Here is a 19,549-nt window from a genome sequence, read left to right as displayed (position 1 = left end):
CGCAGGATAATTTTCCGCTTATATTTGGGGCATAAAAAATACTGTTACCATGGATTTATCCCTTATACCGCATTTGAAACACCTTTCTTCAGGGAACTTTTTTCTGATTGCCGGACCTTGTGCTATCGAAGGCGAGAAAATGGCAATGTCAATTGCTGAAAAAGTTTCGGGTTTATGCAACCGCCTTGAGATTCCTTACATATTTAAAGGGTCTTATCGCAAAGCAAACCGTTCGAGGATAGATTCTTTTACCGGTATAGGTGATGAAAAGGCGCTGAAGATTTTACGCAAAGTTCGCGAAGAGTTTGGGGTGCCTGTTACAACCGATATCCATACAGAGCCGGAAGCAGCTTTAGCCGCAGAATACGTAGATATTTTGCAAATACCAGCCTTTCTTTGCCGGCAGACGAGCTTATTAGTTGCTGCTGCTGAAACAGGCAAGGTTGTTAATGTAAAGAAAGGTCAGTTTTTGAGCCCGGACGCAATGCGCTTTGCACAGGAGAAAGTCCTTGAAAGTGGTAACGAAAAAATTATCCTTACGGAAAGAGGTACGACTTTTGGTTATCAGGATTTGGTTATTGACTTCAGGGGCATTCCAACCATGCAGTCGTTTGGGGCTAAAGTGGTTTTAGATTGCACTCATTCTTTGCAGCAACCTAATCAGGCTAGTGGTGTGACGGGGGGGCAACCTGCTTTGATTGGAGCAGTAGCCCGCGCGGGGATTGCTGTAGGTGTGGACGGGTTGTTCATAGAAACACATCCAGAACCTGCAAAAGCGAAGAGCGATGGTGCTAATATGTTGCCATTAGAGCAGCTTGAAGGCTTACTAGAAAAACTAGTAATGATACGATCTGCCGTTAAATAAGTTGATTTCTTTCGATTTGCAGCTTGTTTGTTTGGTTTTTTCTTGTTTTTGTGGTATAAAACCGCTATATTATACATCAGTTGATCAGGTAAGAATGCCTGGTTGTTTTTTTGATCAAACTACACTTAAATATTATGAAAAGATCCCGTACCACTCTTGTTGCGTTATTATTGGTGACTGCGGCGGGCCTTTTCGCCCAAACCGTAGAGAAAACGTTTGTGCGTTCTTTCAATCTTCAAGGAGCTCAGGAAGCTGTACTACAGATTGAGGGACCAGTAGATGTACAAACTTGGAGCCAGTCAATTACTAGAATCCAAATGACGGTTGGAATAGAACGAGGTTCAGAGTCGATGTTGCGTTCATTGGCGCAAGCTGGTCGCTACAATTTAAAAGGTCAGTTAGATAATGATCAGTACTTGATTTCCGTGCCTGGGCTTGAAAGAGAAGTACTCGTAAATGGTCAAGCGCTTGCCGAAAATATTAGCTACGTAATCTTTGTACCTGAAGATGTACGTATAAACATAGAAAACAGTACGTCTGCTGCAGGGTTTTAATAACAATTTAGCTTAATAAGACGTTCTTTGCTGTGGGTTATCTTTCAATGATGGAAGATAACCCACAGTGTTTTATGTCAAGTTACCTTTATGAGAAATATTCGCGGTACACTCCTTTTATTGGGATTATCTTTTTTGTTGCAAAGTGTAGTAACAGCGCAAATCCATGATCGTTTACACTGGGTTTTTCCAGTAGATTCTGTAGATCAGGTTGATTTTGATTTGGTTGACCCTTTTGTCGTAGATAATTGGGATGGTAATCAGATCATGGTTACTTCAGAGATTACGGTCTATAATGCAACCAAAGGGATCATGAAGTTCTTCATCGAAGAAAATAAACGTTGGGAGATCATTGATACATTGCAAAATGGTATCCTTACGATTGATTCTTATCAGTCGAGAAGAGCCCCTATTCAATCTGGAGGGGAAGAGTGTTATGAGATTGTAAAGGTGAAAGTATTCTTACCTTCTGATTATATGCGAAAAGCAGATAGTGAAAGTTGGATACGTAAAAAAGAGGAAGAAGAAAGCCAAGAATAGTTATTTTTGCATTTGTTTTTGCATTTATTTTTTTCGGATAAATACCGAACATGCCTAAGATAGTAGAAATAAAATTGCCACCTTCTGAGCTAGAACAAGAAGGGGTACTCCGTAAGCGTCTGCTCAAACAGTTGCGTTGCGAGGAAAAAGACTTGAAAAGTTTTCGAGTAATTCGCCGAAGTGTGGATGCCCGTGGGCGCCAACCATTGTTTCTCCTGCGAATAGAAGCCTATATCAACGAAACCTACCAAGCAGAGCCTGCTTTGCTTGATCAACTTAAGGTCGTTGAAGAATCTCCAGAAGTAATTATTGTGGGTGCTGGCCCTGCCGGAATGTTTGCTGCACTAGAGCTCATTGAATGTGGCTTAAAGCCTATCATTTTAGAACGAGGCAAAGATGTAAGAGCCCGTCGTAGGGATTTGCGTGCCATTCAGCAGTTTGGCGAGGTCAATCCGCATTCTAATTATTGTTTTGGAGAAGGAGGTGCAGGTACTTACTCCGATGGTAAGCTGTATACCCGTTCCCACAAGAGAGGAAATATAGAAAAGGCATTGCGCCTTTTTGTGGAACATGGGGCTACCAGCGATATTCTCGTTGATGCACATCCCCATATTGGTTCTAATAAGCTTCCAAATATTGTGGCTAATATCCGAGAAACTATTCTTCAATACGGTGGTGAAGTGCGTTTTGAAAATCACGTAACCGACTTCATTATGGAAGATGGTGCCATGAAAGGAGTGGTTGTAAATGAAGAGGAAGAACTACGTGCTGAAGCGGTCATCCTTGCAACAGGCCATTCTGCAAGGGATATTTTTTATTTACTGGATCAGCGTGGTATTCGTATAGAGGCTAAGCCTTTTGCGTTGGGAGTGCGTATTGAGCACCCACAGCCTCTGATTGATAAAATTCAATACGGTAAACCAGAGCGGGATAGAAACCTACCTGCCTCTAGTTATCGTTTGGCTTGTCAAGTGAAGAACCGGGGCGTATTTAGTTTCTGTATGTGTCCCGGTGGTTTAGTTGTTCCGGCAGCAACTGCACCGGGGGAGTTGGTCGTTAATGGCATGAGTATGAGTCGGCGTGACTCTCCTTATGCCAACTCAGGGACTGTTGTGTCGGTAGAAGTAGAGGATTTGGTACCATTTGCTAAGCACGGAGTATTTGCTGGTTTGGCTTTTCAAGAAGCGGTAGAGAAAAAGTTTTTCCAATATGGAACAGGTGGACAACAAGCTCCGGCCCTTCGTCTGCCAGACTTTGTACATCGAAAGGTTTCTGCTAATTTACCTGGTAGCTCGTACATTCCTGGCCTTTATGCTGCACCAGTACACGATTTGTTGCCGAAAAGCATCTACGGAAGACTACAAGAAGGAGTACAAATATTTGGCCGAAAGATGAAAGGTTACTATACCGAAGAGGCTACTGTTATAGGGACTGAAAGCCGTACAAGCTCACCGATTAAGATTCCTCGCTCCCGTGAAACTTATATGCACGAGCAAACATCGGGGCTTTTTCCTTGTGGAGAAGGTGCTGGCTATGCAGGAGGTATTATTTCTGCTGCTATGGATGGTCAAAATGTAGCACAAGCGGTTTCCCGATTCTATCAACAAAAATAATATAGTCTGCCAAGACAGGATTTGTGAGAATATGATGCCTTGGAGGACTATAAACTGAGATAAAGAAGAATAAAATTAATGAAAGGCATGTCGTTAGTTGTATGTCCTGTATGGGCTTGTCAATAGAATGCTATTTTCTCATTTTATTTCTCTTATTTTAGACTTCTTATACTATAAATATGAAACACATTTTTGATTTACTAGGCCGCCTGTTTTTATCTTTTATTTTCTTTTATGAGGCTTATGATTCCATTAAGTTTTTCAAAGAGACCAAGGTGTTGATGTCGGATTATGGGCTTACGTGGCGTCAGGATTTGTTACTGTACGGAGCTATTTTTTGTCTAATTTTAGGAGGAACACTTATTTTGACAGGCTACCGCGCAAAGTTGGGGACTTTCCTGCTGTTATTATACTGGGTGCCAGTAACCTTTATTGTTCATGATTTTTGGAATATGCCAGATCCAGAGCATCGTATAGAAGGTATTCATTTTATGAAAAATATGGCCATCATTGGGGGGTTATTGATGGTGTTTGCTAATGGGGTAGGGAAGTATGGCATCAAGCGTTTGTTTGCGACTTCTAGGGTTAGAAACGTATAAATAAGTAAATAAGTAAGACATTTTGAGTTAGTGGACTTGAAGCTTCAATTTATCATTTTATGGATCAACAATTTCTTCATCAACTTTTTCAACTGCATGCCTCAACATCCCGCGTACCCTCCTCTGAAGCGGTTTGTACTTGGTTGGATAATCTACTAGGCCTGCTTTTTCCAGAATTAGCTAAACAACGTTTTCCTTCGCAGCGAACTTTTGAGCATGAATTCTCTATTGTTCGGCACCGATTGTTTACGATTTTGGAGATACTAGAGGAGGATATGACTGTTTCTCCGGCAGAGATCGAGGAGTCTTTTATGGAGGCGTTGCCACATGTACACCGCTTACTGGAAGCTGATGCACAAGCAATCTTTTCAGGAGATCCGGCTGCGAATAGCCTGCGGGAAGTGATTCGTACTTACCCAGGTTTTTACGCGATAGCTGTTTACCGACTGGCCCATGAATTTTGTCGTCTGGGTGTTCCTCTTATTCCACGTATTCTTTCAGAGCATGCACATACACTTACGGGGGTAGATATTCATCCGTCAGCAAAAATTGGTGAGCGTTTTTGTATTGACCACGGTACTGGCATTGTCATCGGTGAAACGGTAGACATAGGAAGGGATGTGAAAATCTATCAAGGGGTAACGCTGGGAGCATTAAGTGTAAAAAAGGACCTTGCTATGACCAAACGCCACCCCACTATTGGTGATAATGTAGTCATCTATGCTGGATCCACCATTTTGGGAGGAGATACGGTGATCGGAGAAGGTGCTGTTATTGGCGGAAATACCTGGATTGTGAAAAGTGTGGACCCAGGCAGTAGAGTCTATTATCGTGGTTAATTAACATGAGTCATCCCGAATTTTGATAAAATAGGGAAGCCAGACAATGATGAATGGCAAGACGTAATCTGTAGAGCGGTATCGAAGCATTTCGATACCGCTCTCCTGTTCTATGGCACCACCGTCGAAAGAATAGGTTTATCCAACTTCCCCAGTTTGTGAGAATGCTAAGTAAAAAGTCATAGACTAACATGACAATAGCCATTAACTTCATTCGATTATCCCAAAACCACAATCGAGGAGATTGCATAGCTAGTTCTGATTTGCAGAATCGAAAGCCTTGTTCTGCTTCCCATCGGTGCATATAACTAAACATGACTTCCCACGCTTGAGCAGCTGTTTCAATGGGTAAGGAGGTAAGTAAATACATAGGGCCATTATAATTGTGCTTATCCCTTACAATGATTAAATACAGCTGATTATCAGGGTATTCGAGGTGGTTTACAGCAGCCCATGCGATAGAGACTTTCTTGAGTCTCTTTCGGTTTTTGTCCTGCACTATTTTAGTACGTACTCCTTTGAAAGACCGTGATAATAAATGTGTTTTCTTAGTCCCTTTTATAGCGTGATTCAGTAGGTGATTCTTCTTCCATCGAATAACAAAATGTTGCTCAAATGTGAAGAGGTATCTAAGCATTTTCTCATTAGCATATCCCCGATCAAAGACATGAAGTACGGCGTTTCCTACTTGTTGACTTATCTTTCGTAGCAAAACGAAAATAATATTGTCAGGGTCTTCTTTGTACTTACCTCGTGTCGTCCACCAAGTCATTTGACATACACTAGGAACTCCACCTAGATGAGAAAGGAAAACACCTGTCCAGTTAAACCCAGGAACACAAATACGTTTAGAAGGAGGGTCATAATAGCCCGGTCTTATTCTAGTCAGCCTTTTTGCTTTACTGCTAAAGACACTGCAAAGACCTTCGGAAAACCAACTTTCGTGTTTTTCAATACAGCTATCGTCCCATAACATCAGTGGGCGTTTACCCTCCAGACACAAGGATTTAGTCCGACTGACGCAACGATTAAATAAAAAATCATCAATCAAATCTGATGACCACTTTTTACTACGAAGGAGATTGCTAATTCGTTTAGTACCAGCGGGAGCATGATCCATTCCACATATGTACCCACCTAACTCACTGAGCAATAACCCCATTGCACGATCTCTAAACAAGAGAATAGTCACAAATAAATCAAAAAAGGTTCGTACTAAACGTTTATCAATCTGTTCGTCTAATTGATGACGAAAATCACAAGTGTAGCGATCTATTTGATTTAATAAAAAGGAACTCGCATTTTGAACACTGCTAGACTTTGACTTACTTTGTAGTATCTCTAAAAACATAGGCCTTTTGAGTTGTTCTTGAAGTGTGGTTACTCCTCGAATTTACTCAAAAGGCCTTTTTTGTCAAAACCGACTAAAATTCGGGATGACTCATGTTAATTATATTACAGCGATCTAAATTTTAGTTTCCGTTTACACGATTACGTTCCGTGTCGGAGGAAGACTCGCGTCTTTCGCGACTTTTAAGGCTTTGGTTACCAAAGTTGTACGTTACTCGGGCGTTAAAGACGGGGGCTTCCCAGCTGCTGGTCAGATCGAAATCAAGATTGGCATAATCCACTCGTCCTTCGAAAAATTTCTGAACAATACCATCAACACTCAGTTGGATACGTAATTTATTATCGAAGAATTTCTTCTGAATACCAGCGTCTAAACCGTAGAAGGTTTCATGTCTAATAATACCATCCAAGCCTGCTCCCTGCATCCATCCAGTTACTTCCAATTTCCAATCCTGAGGTAGGCTTACATTTACTTGCAAAAATGCATTTGTTGTCCACTGATTTTGGAGGTAATCTGCATTGAGATATTCTGCTTGATAATCATGGTAGAAAACCATTATTCCACCATAACCAGAAATAGGTTTTGCAATAAAGTCAAGTGGGAAAAACAGACTACCACCGTAGCGGATGTATTTGTCTAGGTTGATATCTGTTTGAAAGGCTTCTCCTGTTTCATCATTTTGTTCAATGACTTCGGTGAGTACATCTTTGGTGTAGTCATAAGACAGATTAAAGAAAGGTTGTTTTTCGTAGGTCAAGGAGAACTGCCCGGTGTGAGTGAGCTCAGGCACCAGGAAGGGGTTGCCCTTGGAAAAAGTCAACGGATCGAGGTAGCTGACAAAAGGATTGAGGTCAAAATATCCTGGTCGTTCAATCCGGTAGCTATAGGAAATGCTTGTTCCTAACGGCCCTATGAAAGGAGTGGTTAGGCTTAAACTGGGGAAGAGCTTAGCAATATTAAGATTGATTGTACTGTCCAAGGTTGCACTGTAGCCGGAGGCTTGGGAATCTTCATAGCGGAGTCCGAAGTTGGCATCATATTCGCCTTTGGTGTAGGAAAGGTTGACGTAGGCGGCGTAGATATCTTCCTCGTAATTAAACTTGTTTGACAATAATGGATCATTTACCCATTCGTCATTCAGCCTTACAGTGGCCAGTAATTCGTTGTCGAGACGTGTTGCACTCAATTTTGCGCCGGCCTCAAAACGCATTTGATCGTTGATGGGGAGTTTGTAGTCAACTTGAGTAGCGTAAATACGGGTGTTGGCTGGCGTCTGATTCTGACGGTCATCGAAATTTTCGCCAGTTGTCATCAGCATATCAGTAACCTCACGGCGGTAATCAGCCATGTTGATGTCAAAATTGAGTTCCTGGCCGGTTGTGTCAATCTGCCAACGATAGAAAGCATCGGTAGTATAAGAGCGCCAAAAGCGATCCTGCATATTGCGAGTGGTAAATTTGTCCAATTCGTTCCCTTCGTTGCTTAGTATAGTAGTGGTGTTTTCACTGGTGCGATCATTGTCACTGCGATAGGAATTAAGGGAGATTCCTACCCGATGATTTGCATTGATATCATAATCTGCCCCCATGTTTAAATAAAGAGAGTGCGGATTCCCTGGTTCGTAGTTGTTTTGTACATAGGTGCGATCTTCCAGGACACGGGTGAGATCTAGTCGTTCAATCCAGGTACGATTGTTGTAACCTGTAGCAAAAGTGAGGTTCCATGGGCCAGTGCGATGGTTAAGGTTGGTGCCAATGCGGTATTTGGCGAGTTCTCCATAACCAAAGCCAGCTGTTACGCTTCCATTTGTTCCGTACAGCGCATTTTTCTTTAGGATAATGTTGATGATTCCCCCCGTACCTTCTGCATCATAGGCCGCACCTGGCTGGGTGACGACTTCAATCTTGGCGATATTATCAGCGGGCATTTCATTGAGGACAGATTGGATATCCATGTATTTAGTTGGCCGACCATCGATGAGTATGGTTACGCCGTTGCGCCCTGCCATAGAGACGCGGTCATTAACAACAACTAAGCCAGGAACCTTTTTTAGTAAGTCTGTAACGCTACCGCCTTGTCCGGTAATACTCTGGTCGACATTTACGACCAATTTACCTGCTCGTTGCTCTAACAGTGGCTTTCGAGCGACAACTTCTACCGCATCAAGAACAGTTGCCAATACTTCCAAAGTAATGACAGGGACAACCTTTCGTTCTTTATTTGCTAAAGAAAAAGGAGCTGTGAAATGATCGTCATAACCAATACCGGTAACCTTGATTAGGTATTCTCCTTGATCGAGAGAACGAAATTCATAGCTGCCGTCCTCCTCAGAGAGTTCCATTTTGACAAGGGTAGAATCGGAGGCTTGTAATAATAGGACGTTGGCGAAATCGGCAGCTTTTCCGTCCTGGTTTAGGAGTTGGCCCGTAATGTTACCGGATTGAGCCATAAGAGCACAACTAAACATGCTAGCGACCAATAGGCCGCAAAGTCGGGTGTAATAAGTCATAACAGTCGGTTTTCAATTTTTTCTTAGGCGACAAATAGTGAGTCGAGCAAGAATCTTATGTGTCAGGTGAACTATTTAAGGGGTCTAGGTGTCAAGGAATACATTACAAAGATGCGAATGATGCGAGCCTACCACTATAAATTCCGCCGAAAGGGGAGAAAAAGTGGATAAAATGGCTAATATTTGTTTTAAACGTAAACTTTTGGATTAGTCTACCTACTCGTATGTGTAGGTGGTCGTAGGCAAAGACAAACGTATATTAGGATGGTTGCAACGTCGCTTTAATTACCCCGGAAGACGCTGGGTGTTCAAAAAAAGATGCTCTTTTATGGCAAGTATAATTGATTTAATTGGGAAAACACCATTGGTAGAAATTACGTCTATCATCCAGAAACCGGGTGTGCGTGTATTTGGAAAACTAGAGGGGCAAAACCCTGGAGGGAGTGTGAAAGACCGGGCAGCCTACGGGATGATCAGAGGAGCACTTGACCGAGGGGAGTTACGTGAGGGGATGAGGTTGGTAGAAGCGACCAGCGGAAATACGGGTATTGCGTTGGCCATGATTGCCCGAGTATTCGGTATTCCTATTACCCTGGTTATGCCCGAAAACTCTACGGTCGAGCGGGTACAAACCATGGAAGCTTATGGTGCTGAAGTAATTCTAACTCCCGCGAAGAAGACGATAGAATACAGTCGTGAATATGCCGAAGAGTTGGCTCAGGGAAGCGAATACCTAATGCTCAATCAGTTCGCCAATAATGATAATTGGGGTGCGCATTACCGTTCTACAGGCCCTGAAATTTGGCGCGATACCGCAGGGCAGGTTACCCATTTTGTTAGTAGTATGGGCACGACGGGCACGATTATGGGGACCTCTCGGTATCTGAAAGAACAAGATGAGAACATTAAGATAGTAGGTGTGCAACCTACCGATGGCTCGAGAATCCCAGGCATTCGTCGCTGGTCGCCGGAATTTTTACCTGCAATTTATGAGTCGGAACGTGTTGATCAAATTATAGATGTAAGTCAAGAAGAAGCTCAATTAACCATGCGTCGCCTAGCTCAGGAAGAGGCCATCTTTAGCGGGATGAGTAGTGGAGGAGCAGTAGCCGCGGCTGCGAAATTGGCTGAGACTTTAGAAGAAGGCCTGATCGTGTGTATTATTTGTGATCGAGGAGATCGATATCTGTCAAGTGGTGTTTTCTCATAAAGGATATTTAGGGAAGTAGTTGGTATAGCACCCTCAAGTGGGAGGGTCCCACCCATTTGTCCGATCCGCCAAACCGCCCTCGAGCCAAATGACCATATAGGGCGTGCGCTATCATCTGCTTCTTCTAAAGAAGCAGCCAGCAATCGCAAAAAAAACTTCGATTATCCCTGTTGACCGCAGGGGTGTTGACCTCTGATTTGTACAGATAGTTGTCATTTTACCTGTAACTGTCTGTAAAGATAGCTAAAATTGTGGATTTTAATACTTAAAATTTGTTTTATTTTCAAATAAAACATTTACTTGATTAGGTACTTCAGCGCTGGTGCTCTTTCTATCATCTGTTTAATCAGCTTCTTTAGATTAGAAAGCTTTTGCTCGTCATTGCTGTATTTGTTGTTTAGGTGCTGAATGATATCTGCAAATTCCTCTTTCTTAAGATGGCCTTCTTTTAGTTGAGCTAAGCCAATAAATAAAGGGATCGTAGCTTGGTAGTTGGCGTTGTTCTCGTACTTTTTATCCCTTTGTAGGAGCCGGTACTTGTGCTCTGTTTTCAATACTTTATCATACTTTTCCTGATGGAGCAAGGATTCCAGATAAACGGAAAAAAACAAATGCCAGCGATAGCGAAGGACTTCTTTTGCGTAAGCCCGAAGGAAAATATTGCCATAGCTTTCTGCATTTTGAAATAGACCGTTTTTGTTGAGGGCTTCCATATAAAAAGCAACAAAGCCAATACGGTTATGGAAATTGGTAGTTTTTTTAACCGCAGGTGCGGCTTTTTTCATGAGCTCTAATGCTTCTTCATTACGTTTTAATCGAAGCAATACAGCGCATAGGTTGTTGACATACAGCGGGTAGTCGTGATTTTGGGCGCGAATACTCAGGTAGCCAAAGTAGACCGCTTGATCATACTCTCGATAGTGGGAGTGGAGCATGAGTTGAGTATTGTAATAATTGAGCAGCAGGCGCCGGGAGTAATAGGTACCTGCCAAGAATTGCTTTTCCAGGTAGGAAAATTTTTCCCGGAGGAGGTCATATTTACGGTAGTTGTAACATAGAAAAGTCAAGCGTAGTAAGGCAAGATACCGCAAGTGCCAGTCAAGTTGCTCATTGTGGAAAACAGTAGCAAGCCATTGTTCCCATTGTCGGGATTCCGCTTGTTGGCCATCGTATTGGCCTACAATGTCTAGTGTTGCTTTGTGGAGCTGTTCGTGAATTTCTTTCGATTGCGCATAGGCATCTTTATGCCTTTTTAGGTATTCATCAACAAGCTGATGGTCGTGGTAGCGCAGTCTTATGAGTAAAAAATGTCGATAGTGTTCGGCCAGTTCGTAAAAGGTGTTGAAATAGACGGGTTGTTGGTCTGTACGAATTAGTTTGAGCAAGCGCTTCTCCTGTTCGATAAGGATATTGTCTGTAAGGATCTGCTGTTCAGTTGTCAGCATCCACTTTAACTGCTCATCAACATCGGCACTGCGTAATCGATCTTCAATCCAATTCTGTAAGTGGTTGTATTTTCTTTTATCAATACGGAGATCATACTCTGTAAATTGATCAATGTGATGAGCATTGTGGTCAATGCGTTGCAAAATCAGCAGGCGTTCTTCGTCCTCAAAGCGCTGTACGGAGAGTAAGTACTGCGTTTCATGGGGCAGTAAAGTATTGGTGAAAGCCGTGAATTTGCTGAGTTTGCTACGCATAGGACAAATTTATATTCTTACACCACCATCTACGCTATAGGTTGCTCCGGTAATGAAAGATGCTTCCTCCGAGGCCAGAAAGGCATAAAGATTAGCAACTTCAGCGGGGGTGCCTAAGCGGTTGAGTGGCGTTTTGGCTCGGAAGCCATCAAGAATGCTTTCTGGAATGGTGTTGACCATTTCGGTCGCGATAAAACCAGGAGCTACAGCATTAACAGTTACGCCCCGTCTGCCAAACTCTCGCGCCCAGACTTTGGTTAGGCCAATGACGGCTGCCTTGGTGGCTACGTAGTTACTCTGTCCAAAATTACCTTGAATGCCTACTACAGAAGAGGCATTGACAATGCGGCCGTAAGTTGCTTCTTTCATGTAAGGATATATAGCTTGTGTACAGTTGAAAACGCCAGTGAGGTTGACATCCAGTACTTGTTGCCATTGTTCTGGGGTCGTTTTTTGTAAGGTAGCATCTCTGGTGATTCCCGCATTGTTGATCAGAATATCAATTTGGCCGAAAGCTTCATATACGGCTTTAGCTGTCGCACTTACTGCTGCGGCATCTACCGTGTTTACCTGAAAGAAATGCACGGTATGTCCCTCGTTTTGTAGTTCCTGTGCGAATGCTTCTCCCTTCTCAGCGTTGATATCCCAAATAGCTATTTTTGCACCTTCTTGGACAAACTTGAGGGTTGTGGCTTTTCCAATCCCCTGTGCACCGCCAGTAATAATGGCTACTCTATCTTTTAGTCGCATGAATTATTCTGTTTTTTATTTCTCTAATTTTTTCTCTGACAACATAAAATGTCAGAGAATTCTCAAATTTAGGTGCTGAAAAGGAAGGCCTTCTATACTGCAAATTAATTTTTTGCATTGACTTTTATAGTTTTTGGAGATAGAGTATTTTATAAATGTCTATTTATTAAGAATTTATATGTCTTTTAAACTGGTGTTGACTTTTTGGTTTTGATTTTGCATATGCCTTATTCGCCTAATTTTATATGGGTGAAAATTTATTTCCCCTAATAAAACAATCATTTATGCTCATTCGATGGACTGTTTTTTTTATTCTAATTAGCCTGTCTTCTTTTCTTTTTGGGCAGGACTTATCAAGTAAAGACTCCGCTATGGAAAGTTGGAAATATGTATACCCCGTAAAAGAAGTTACCCTTTTTGATAGTCTTCAAATTGCTTATGTAGATGAAGGCCAAGGGCCGGTGTTACTATTTATACATGGGTTAGGCAGCAACCTGCAAGCTTGGTATAAAAACCTTGATAGCTTGCAACTCACCCACCGTTGTATTGCTTTAGACCTTCCGGGTTATGGCAAGTCCGATGATGGAGAGTACCCTTATAGTATGGATTTTTTTGCAGAAACAATAGCGGCTTTTGTTGCGCAACTAGAATTAAAAGAGGTGACCTTGGTGGGGCATAGTATGGGAGGGCAAATAGCCATGCATACGGTGCTGAAAAATACGGAAGAAATTACTCGGTTGGTTCTGGTGGCTCCTGCTGGCTTCGAAACTTTTACTCCCGAGCAGCAGCAGTGGTTCGCAACTTTCGTAACTCCTGCAGTGGTCAAAGCGACTCCTGATGCTCAGATTGTTCGAAATTTTGAGATGAATTTTTTCGACATGCCGGAGGATGCTCGTTTTATGATAGCTAATCGCATGGAACTGAAGGCATCACCAGCTTACGAAGCCTACTGTGAGATGATTCCACAGTGTGTGAATGCTATGCTGATGGAGCCTGTTTTTGATCGGTTATCAGAAATACAGTTGCCAACGCTCGTAGTTTTTGGTGAAAATGATGGCTTAATTCCCAATAAGTTTTTACATCCAGGACTGAGTGTTAGAGAGGTCGCTCAGGCTGGAGTAGATGAAATTCCACAAGGTCAACTTGCTATTTTACCTTCGGCAGGGCACTTCGTTCAATGGGAGCAAGCTGCTGAATTGAATAATCTCATTTCTGCTTTTACAGTCAAATGAGTAAAGTTGGTTAATAAAGTCAATGCTTTTTTTAGTGTGATTAAATGACTGAAAATAAGTATGTTGAAAGGATTGTAGTAGGGTTTTACTAGTTTCAGTCAATGGTTTTTGAAAATGAACAGAGGATTTAAAAGCAACAAGGCTTCTCTAAATTCACCACCAGAATAAAAGTTCTTCTTTTGCTATTCCTGTAGAACAGGGTTTTATCATAAGGAGGTTTTTAGTGGAATAATTTCGTAAGTCTTTAAATACTTGAGCTTCATGAAAAGAATATTTACGCTTTTGATCTTTTGTGGCGCTGCCCTCTATGCCATGGGGCAAAAAGCCACGATATCCGGACAAGTGACGGATGATGAGGGAACAGCACTTATTGGTGCAAACCTTACTGTACAAGGGAATCCAGCGGGAGCTGTGACAGACATTGACGGCAACTATGAAATGATGGTTGATCCTGGAACCTACAAAGTGATGGCCAGTTACATTGGCTTCCGAGACGAAGTGGAGGAAATTACAGTGAGTGCCAATGAAAAGGTTACCCTTAATTTTCGGCTAGGTGTAGGTACTGATCTGGATATGGTGGTGGTTTCCGGTAGCCGGCGGCCCGAAAAATTAACCGAAAGTGCAGCAACTATCGAGACGATCTTTGCTCGCGAAATCGAACAATTTGCAGGAAGCCCTGCTGAATTGGTTGCCCGTCAGAAAGGGGTAGAATATTTCCGTGCAGGTATTGCTGCACCAGCTTTTAACATTCGTGGATTCAATTCCAACTTTAACTCCAAAAACCTGCAGGTTACCGATAGCCGCTTCTCTAGCTTAGTGGCTACCGGCCTGCCTTTGGGGCCATTGAATACGACCATCAAAGAGGATATTGAGCGGGTAGAGATCATTCTTGGTCCCAACTCAACGCTTTATGGGCCGAATGCGCACAATGGCTTGTTGAATATCATTACCAAAGATCCTCGTACTTCAGCTGGAACCACGATCGCCCTCAATGCAGGGGTAAATGGCGACGGTAATCCGTTGTACTCGGCTCGTATGCGTCATGCACAAGTGGTTAGTGACAAGTTTGCCTTCAAATTGATGGGCGAATACTCAGCTGCTACAGAATTCGATTTTGCGGATTCTGTTTACATTGATCGTCAGGATGCTAATGGTAATTTGATTGGTTCTCCTGACTATGCTGGTGCAGATGGAGTTAAGGAAGGTTGGGAAGAACTTGAACTTAATCCTGATGTGAATGCAACGCGCTTGGAAGGTGCATTTTACTTTACCCCAAAAGAAGATTTTGATATCATTCTTAATACGGGTTACAGTAACAGCAACTACCTTTCACCTACCAACGTAGGGCGTAACCAAATCATCGACTGGCAGATTTTCTACACCCAGCTACGACTGAATTTCAAGAATTTCTTCATCCAGTCTGTTTATACGCAAAGTAAAACCGATGATACTTATTCGATTGATGATCGTACCAAAGCTTACTACACTGGTATCGATGTACTGGGCTTAAGTGATGCTGAAGCACGTGGTGCGCAGTCTTACTCTACCGGTGCTATTTTCAAAGATGCCTCTGATCGTTGGAATTCAGAAATTCAATACAATAACCGTTTTGGTAGTCTGGAGTTAATCACTGGTGCTCAGTGGCAGCAGGATCGTGCCAATAGTTTGGGGACTTACCTGATTGAAAATGAACTCAATGAATATTACAACGGAGAAGATATTGTAGTAAATCAGTACGGTGCTTATGCTCACTTGACTTACGATTTCAACCGTGGTTGGAAAGCTTTGGCTGCGGCGCGTGCCGATTACCATGATGTGTACGAGTTTAACTTTGTACCTAAGTTTGGTCTACTGAAAATTGGAGATATGGGAACTTGGCGCCTGACCTACGGACAGGGTATCGCTTCCCCTACAATCCTCAATATGTTTGGCAACCTGTTCAACGGCTTGATCCTCGGAAACGCTGAAGGTTTTGACCTTGTAGGTGGTGGCCGTCTGGAGGCTCAAAGTGTTGAGAAACTGCAAACTTTTGAGCTAGGCTACCGTGGACAATTGAAAAAGAACAAGCTCTTTATCGACGCTAATACGTACTACAATATCAGTGAAGATTTCCTCAGCCCTGTAACCACTTTCTTTGCTACCAGCCGTGGCAAAACACCACTACGGGAAGTACAGGCTGATGCTTTGTATGACCTGTATGCGGCTATTGGCTTGGAAGGACTTGTTGCTACTTACGTGAATTTTGGCCAGGTGAATACTTACGGTTTTGACCTGAACCTGAATTACTACATTACGCCAGAATTGAATGCTTACGTCAACTATTCGTACTTCGATTACACGTTTGATGAAGACGACCTGGCTAATGACTTTGACCGTAACGGTACGGTTAACTTCCTGGATATCTTGGTAAATGCTCCTAACAACCGCTTCGGGCTGGGCCTCAACTACAACGGGGATAAGTTCTATGGTGGTGCTTACGGTCGCTACGTAGAGAAATACAACTATTTCTCTAGTTTCCAGATTGCTTCTGAAACGCTGACCGATGACGAAGGAAACCCATTGACTTGGAGAGGAAGCCCTATTGTAGAGGATGCCAGAGGTTCAGATTCGTACAATTATGGCCCTCTTGGTGGGTTCTTTACGGTTGACCTGAACGTAGGTTATCATATTACGGATAATTTCCGGGTGAATTTGTCTGCGGTTAACCTGTTCAATCAGGAGTTACGTGAATTTACAGCAGCAGCGCCTACTCGCGGTATTTATACCTTAGAATTGGTATACAATATTCCGGCGAAGAAATAAGGGATGAGGAAATAAATAATCTACGCAAAGGACGTAGCAAATTATTCTTTAGACAAATCAGATTTTTCGCAGCATAGCGGGCTACGCAAGTAAAATCTGATGATGGATAAAGCAAAATTTGTAGGAAGATGTGTAGATTATTTTTTGCGAACTCCCTAAACTGATGTGGAAAGATAGCTTGCGGGGAGTGAAGTCATAAAAAGACCTGCTCTCCGCAATGCACTTTCTCTCTAAACAAAAGACATGACACTGGCCTGGATACTCTTCGCTATTTACCTTCTTGGCACCGCTTACCTTGGTTGGCTAGGGCACCGCAAAACCGATGACTTCGGAAGTTTTGCGATTGGAAAGGGTGATTTGTCTCCTGTTCAGGTGGGCGTTACCCTTGCGGCAGCGACGGCTTCAGCAGCCACTTTTATTATCAACCCGGGCTTTGTCTATGTTGATGGCTTGGCTGGGTTTATGCACCTGGGAATCAGTGTTTACCTGGGGTTTGTGACCATGTTGTGTGTGCTTTCCTTTAAGTTTCGCCGCATTGGTGAAGCCGCCGGAGCACTGACGATTCCAGATTGGATAGGGAAACGATATGGCTCCAGAGACTTCTCGCTGTATTTTGCGGTAATCAACCTTCTGGCAGTAGCTTTTGTGGTTTTACTGGTAGGGGGAATTTCGATTGTTATGCAAAAATTATTAGGTGTATCCAATGTGGTGGCACTAGTGATTACGCTGGTTTTTGTAACGGGTTACGTGCTTTATGGAGGAACCTATGCCCACGTTTTTACCAATATGTTTCAAGGTTTTCTGATGATTATCGTGAGTGCATTGGTATTGTGGAGTGGCCTGAAGTTATACCTGGAAGGTGGCGATATAACCGCTGTGTTACAAGCCAAAGACGCTAATTTACTCGCTTGGGTCAACCCTGAAAGTAAATTGTTCAACGATTGGTTTTCTACGTACGTTGCTGGTTTTCTAATCGGAGGAGCATTGGTGTGTCAACCGCACATTCTTACCAAAGCACTTTACGTAAAATCAGACAAGGCAGTGCTGCGTTACATTCTGGTTTTTAGCGTCGTGTTTTTACTCTTTTCACTTTTGTTATTAGCTGGTTTTTGGGCGCATGTAGCGGTACCTCCCGAAGCCCTTATGGATACAACGACAGGAGCTTTTCGCCAAGACTTAGTGATGACGGTTTACCTGCAACAGGTCTTTCCCGACTGGCTATTTACGATCGTAAGTGTGGTCTTATTGGCTGCAGCTATGTCTACGCTGGATGGCTTACTGGTAGGGATTTCAACGATAACCGCTAATGATTTGGTGCTCAATATCTTTTCCAGAGGTAAGAGCACCCGTAATCCCAAAGAACAAATGCGACTTGCTATGCGTGCTGGCCATCTGGTGCTAATAATAATGGCGGTTGCGGTATTCCTGGTGGCGCTTTATCCCCCAAAGTTGCTGGGGATTTTTGGCCAAGTAGGGGTCTACGGGCTTGTACTGGCTGCCGTGCCGCCATTACTTGCAGGGGTGTTGTATAAAACCCCAAATTTGCGACTGGTATGGACGATGTCCGTATTAGCGCTAACTATTCACTTTGGTTTATTCTTTTTCGGAGAACAGTTGTTTCCAACGAGTACCCTGGCTTTTGCCAACCCTGGTTTGACTGCTGCCTTCGCGATAATTTTCAGTGTCTTCCCGACACTAATTGGACATCAATTTTTAAAAAAGTCAGAGGTGAAGAATTAATAACGTGCTTGGAATTAGTAACAGGTAAGCGATTACCTGTTGCCCTCCAAAATGCCTTTAGCCATTCCTTACTTCTCTAAATATATATCATGCGCAACGCGACCATTGCCGCCTGCGGTGCTTACGCTCCTGAACGGGTTGTTCCTAACAAATATTTCGATGAGTTGCTGGGCGTTGACGTCAGTACCTGGTTGGAAGAAAATGTAAAAATCTACGAACGACGCTGGTGTGCTGCCGATGAAAGTACGGCTGACCTTGCCGAGAAAGCAGCTTTGCAAACCCTTGAGCGGGCAGGCGTAGCCGCCAGCGAATTGGATTTGATTATTATCTCAACAGATACACCAGAATTTGTATCTCCCTCTACGGCTTCGGTCGTACAGCATCGTATTGGTGCTGATCGGGCGGGTACCTTTGATATCAATACGGCCTGTGCTGGATTTGTCACTGCGCTTGACATTGGTGCTAAGTATATTCGGGCAGATGAGCACTACAAAAACGTCTTGATAATTGGGGCTTACGCCATGAGTAAGTACCTGAATATGGAGGACAAAAAGACCGTTACACTCTTTGCTGATGGTGCCGGTGCCGTCCTTCTTCAGGCAACAGAACAAGAAGGCTTGGGCTTTCTCTCTAGTGAGCTTATTACCAAAGGTGAATATAACGAGTGGATGGGCATCTATGGTGGTGGCACCCACCAGCCGGTTAATGCGGAGATGATAGGTCGGCATGAGCACCAACTACAGTTCGTCCGTAAGTTTCCTAAAGAATTAAATCCCAAAATTTGGAGTCAAATGATCCGTACCCTCGGGGAACGGACGACAACTCCAGTGGAAAAGGTAGATCAGTTTTTTATCACTCAAATCAACATCAATGCGATTTGGGAAACGCTAGATCTTCTGGAAGTGCCAAGGGAACGGGCGCATACTATCATGCATCATTATGGATATACAGGATCAGCTTGTATTCCGATGGCCTTCAATGATGCCTGGGAGAAAGAGTTGGTAAAATCTGGCGATCTGGTGTATTTTGTCGGCTCGGGCGGCGGACTCGCTTTTGCAAGTGCGGCGTTTCAGCTTTGATCTAGACTTTCGGCGAAAGTCTGTAGAAGGATGCGGTCCGCTTCGCGTTCCTAGGGTAGATGGTATAGGGATCGCGAAAAGTTAGGCAATTCCAATTTTAAGGAAAAAATGTGATGTTGGGTAATTAAAGACCACTAGCGTATTTACATCCCTATACCTTCTACCA

Annotated in this window: 15 protein-coding genes; 11 read left to right on the top strand and 4 right to left on the bottom strand. The window is 43.1% G+C overall.

What is annotated here, in order from left to right; all coding sequences use genetic code 11:
- Window positions 1-49 precede the first annotated feature (49 nt).
- The 6 genes from kdsA (at window position 50) to A3EU_RS0101860 (ending at window position 5,010) form a co-directional block, all read left to right on the top strand.
- On the top strand, window positions 50-865 hold the full coding sequence (gene kdsA, locus A3EU_RS0101885) for a 3-deoxy-8-phosphooctulonate synthase (protein WP_020534424.1): 816 nt from the start codon (window positions 50-52) through the stop codon (window positions 863-865).
- Between the two features lie 134 nt (window positions 866-999).
- Entirely contained in the window at window positions 1,000-1,419 is a 420-nt protein-coding gene (locus A3EU_RS0101880) for a hypothetical protein (RefSeq protein ID WP_020534423.1), read from the top strand.
- Between the two features lie 90 nt (window positions 1,420-1,509).
- Entirely contained in the window at window positions 1,510-1,959 is a 450-nt protein-coding gene (locus A3EU_RS0101875) for a hypothetical protein (protein ID WP_020534422.1), read from the top strand.
- A gap of 50 nt (window positions 1,960-2,009) precedes the next feature.
- Window positions 2,010-3,572: an NAD(P)/FAD-dependent oxidoreductase gene (locus A3EU_RS0101870; protein ID WP_020534421.1), complete on the top strand. Its 1,563-nt coding sequence runs from the start codon at window positions 2,010-2,012 to the stop codon at window positions 3,570-3,572.
- 179 nt (window positions 3,573-3,751) lie between these two features.
- A complete protein-coding gene (locus A3EU_RS0101865; protein WP_020534420.1) occupies window positions 3,752-4,171 on the top strand; it encodes a DoxX family protein in 420 nt (139 codons plus the stop codon).
- A 59-nt stretch (window positions 4,172-4,230) separates the two neighbouring features.
- Window positions 4,231-5,010, top strand: a complete 780-nt coding sequence (locus tag A3EU_RS0101860) for a serine O-acetyltransferase (RefSeq protein WP_020534419.1) — start codon at window positions 4,231-4,233, stop codon at window positions 5,008-5,010.
- Window positions 5,011-5,020: 10 nt separating this feature from the next.
- Here the strand turns inward: A3EU_RS0101860 and A3EU_RS0101855 are convergent, their stop codons facing one another.
- Both A3EU_RS0101855 and A3EU_RS0101850 read right to left on the bottom strand, forming a co-directional pair.
- The gene (locus A3EU_RS0101855) at window positions 5,021-6,361 is read right to left on the bottom strand and encodes a transposase (protein WP_020534418.1); all 1,341 of its coding nucleotides are present in this window, start codon (window positions 6,359-6,361) and stop codon (window positions 5,021-5,023) included.
- Between the two features lie 121 nt (window positions 6,362-6,482).
- A complete protein-coding gene (locus A3EU_RS0101850) occupies window positions 6,483-8,870 on the bottom strand; it encodes an outer membrane beta-barrel protein (protein WP_020534417.1) in 2,388 nt (795 codons plus the stop codon).
- A gap of 328 nt (window positions 8,871-9,198) precedes the next feature.
- On the opposite strand from A3EU_RS0101850, the gene cysM reads away from it, so the two are divergent.
- On the top strand, window positions 9,199-10,080 hold the full coding sequence (gene cysM, locus A3EU_RS0101845; protein WP_020534416.1) for a cysteine synthase CysM: 882 nt from the start codon (window positions 9,199-9,201) through the stop codon (window positions 10,078-10,080).
- 296 nt (window positions 10,081-10,376) lie between these two features.
- On the opposite strand, the gene A3EU_RS0101840 is transcribed toward cysM, so the two are convergent.
- Window positions 10,377-11,780: a hypothetical protein gene (locus tag A3EU_RS0101840; RefSeq protein ID WP_020534415.1), complete on the bottom strand. Its 1,404-nt coding sequence runs from the start codon at window positions 11,778-11,780 to the stop codon at window positions 10,377-10,379.
- Between the two features lie 9 nt (window positions 11,781-11,789).
- Complete coding sequence (locus A3EU_RS0101835; protein ID WP_020534414.1) at window positions 11,790-12,530, bottom strand: beta-ketoacyl-ACP reductase; 741 nt, start codon at window positions 12,528-12,530, stop codon at window positions 11,790-11,792.
- A 371-nt stretch (window positions 12,531-12,901) separates the two neighbouring features.
- Between A3EU_RS0101835 and A3EU_RS0101830 the strand changes: the two genes are divergently transcribed.
- The 4 genes from A3EU_RS0101830 to A3EU_RS0101815 all read left to right on the top strand — a co-directional run bounded on the left by A3EU_RS0101830 (window position 12,902) and on the right by A3EU_RS0101815 (window position 19,383).
- Entirely contained in the window at window positions 12,902-13,762 is an 861-nt protein-coding gene (locus tag A3EU_RS0101830) for an alpha/beta fold hydrolase (protein ID WP_211213886.1), read from the top strand.
- Window positions 13,763-14,023: 261 nt separating this feature from the next.
- On the top strand, window positions 14,024-16,564 hold the full coding sequence (locus tag A3EU_RS0101825) for a TonB-dependent receptor (protein WP_020534412.1): 2,541 nt from the start codon (window positions 14,024-14,026) through the stop codon (window positions 16,562-16,564).
- Window positions 16,565-16,807: 243 nt separating this feature from the next.
- A complete protein-coding gene (locus A3EU_RS0101820) occupies window positions 16,808-18,304 on the top strand; it encodes a sodium:solute symporter family transporter (RefSeq protein ID WP_020534411.1) in 1,497 nt (498 codons plus the stop codon).
- Window positions 18,305-18,393: 89 nt separating this feature from the next.
- Window positions 18,394-19,383, top strand: a complete 990-nt coding sequence (locus tag A3EU_RS0101815) for a 3-oxoacyl-ACP synthase III family protein (RefSeq protein WP_020534410.1) — start codon at window positions 18,394-18,396, stop codon at window positions 19,381-19,383.
- Window positions 19,384-19,549 lie beyond the last annotated feature (166 nt).

This window comes from Lewinella cohaerens DSM 23179 (genome assembly GCF_000379805.1).
Taxonomy (GTDB): domain Bacteria; phylum Bacteroidota; class Bacteroidia; order Chitinophagales; family Saprospiraceae; genus Lewinella; species Lewinella cohaerens.
The sequence above is the reverse complement of the archived record's forward strand: the minus strand, read 5'-3'. Positions and strand labels throughout refer to the sequence as shown.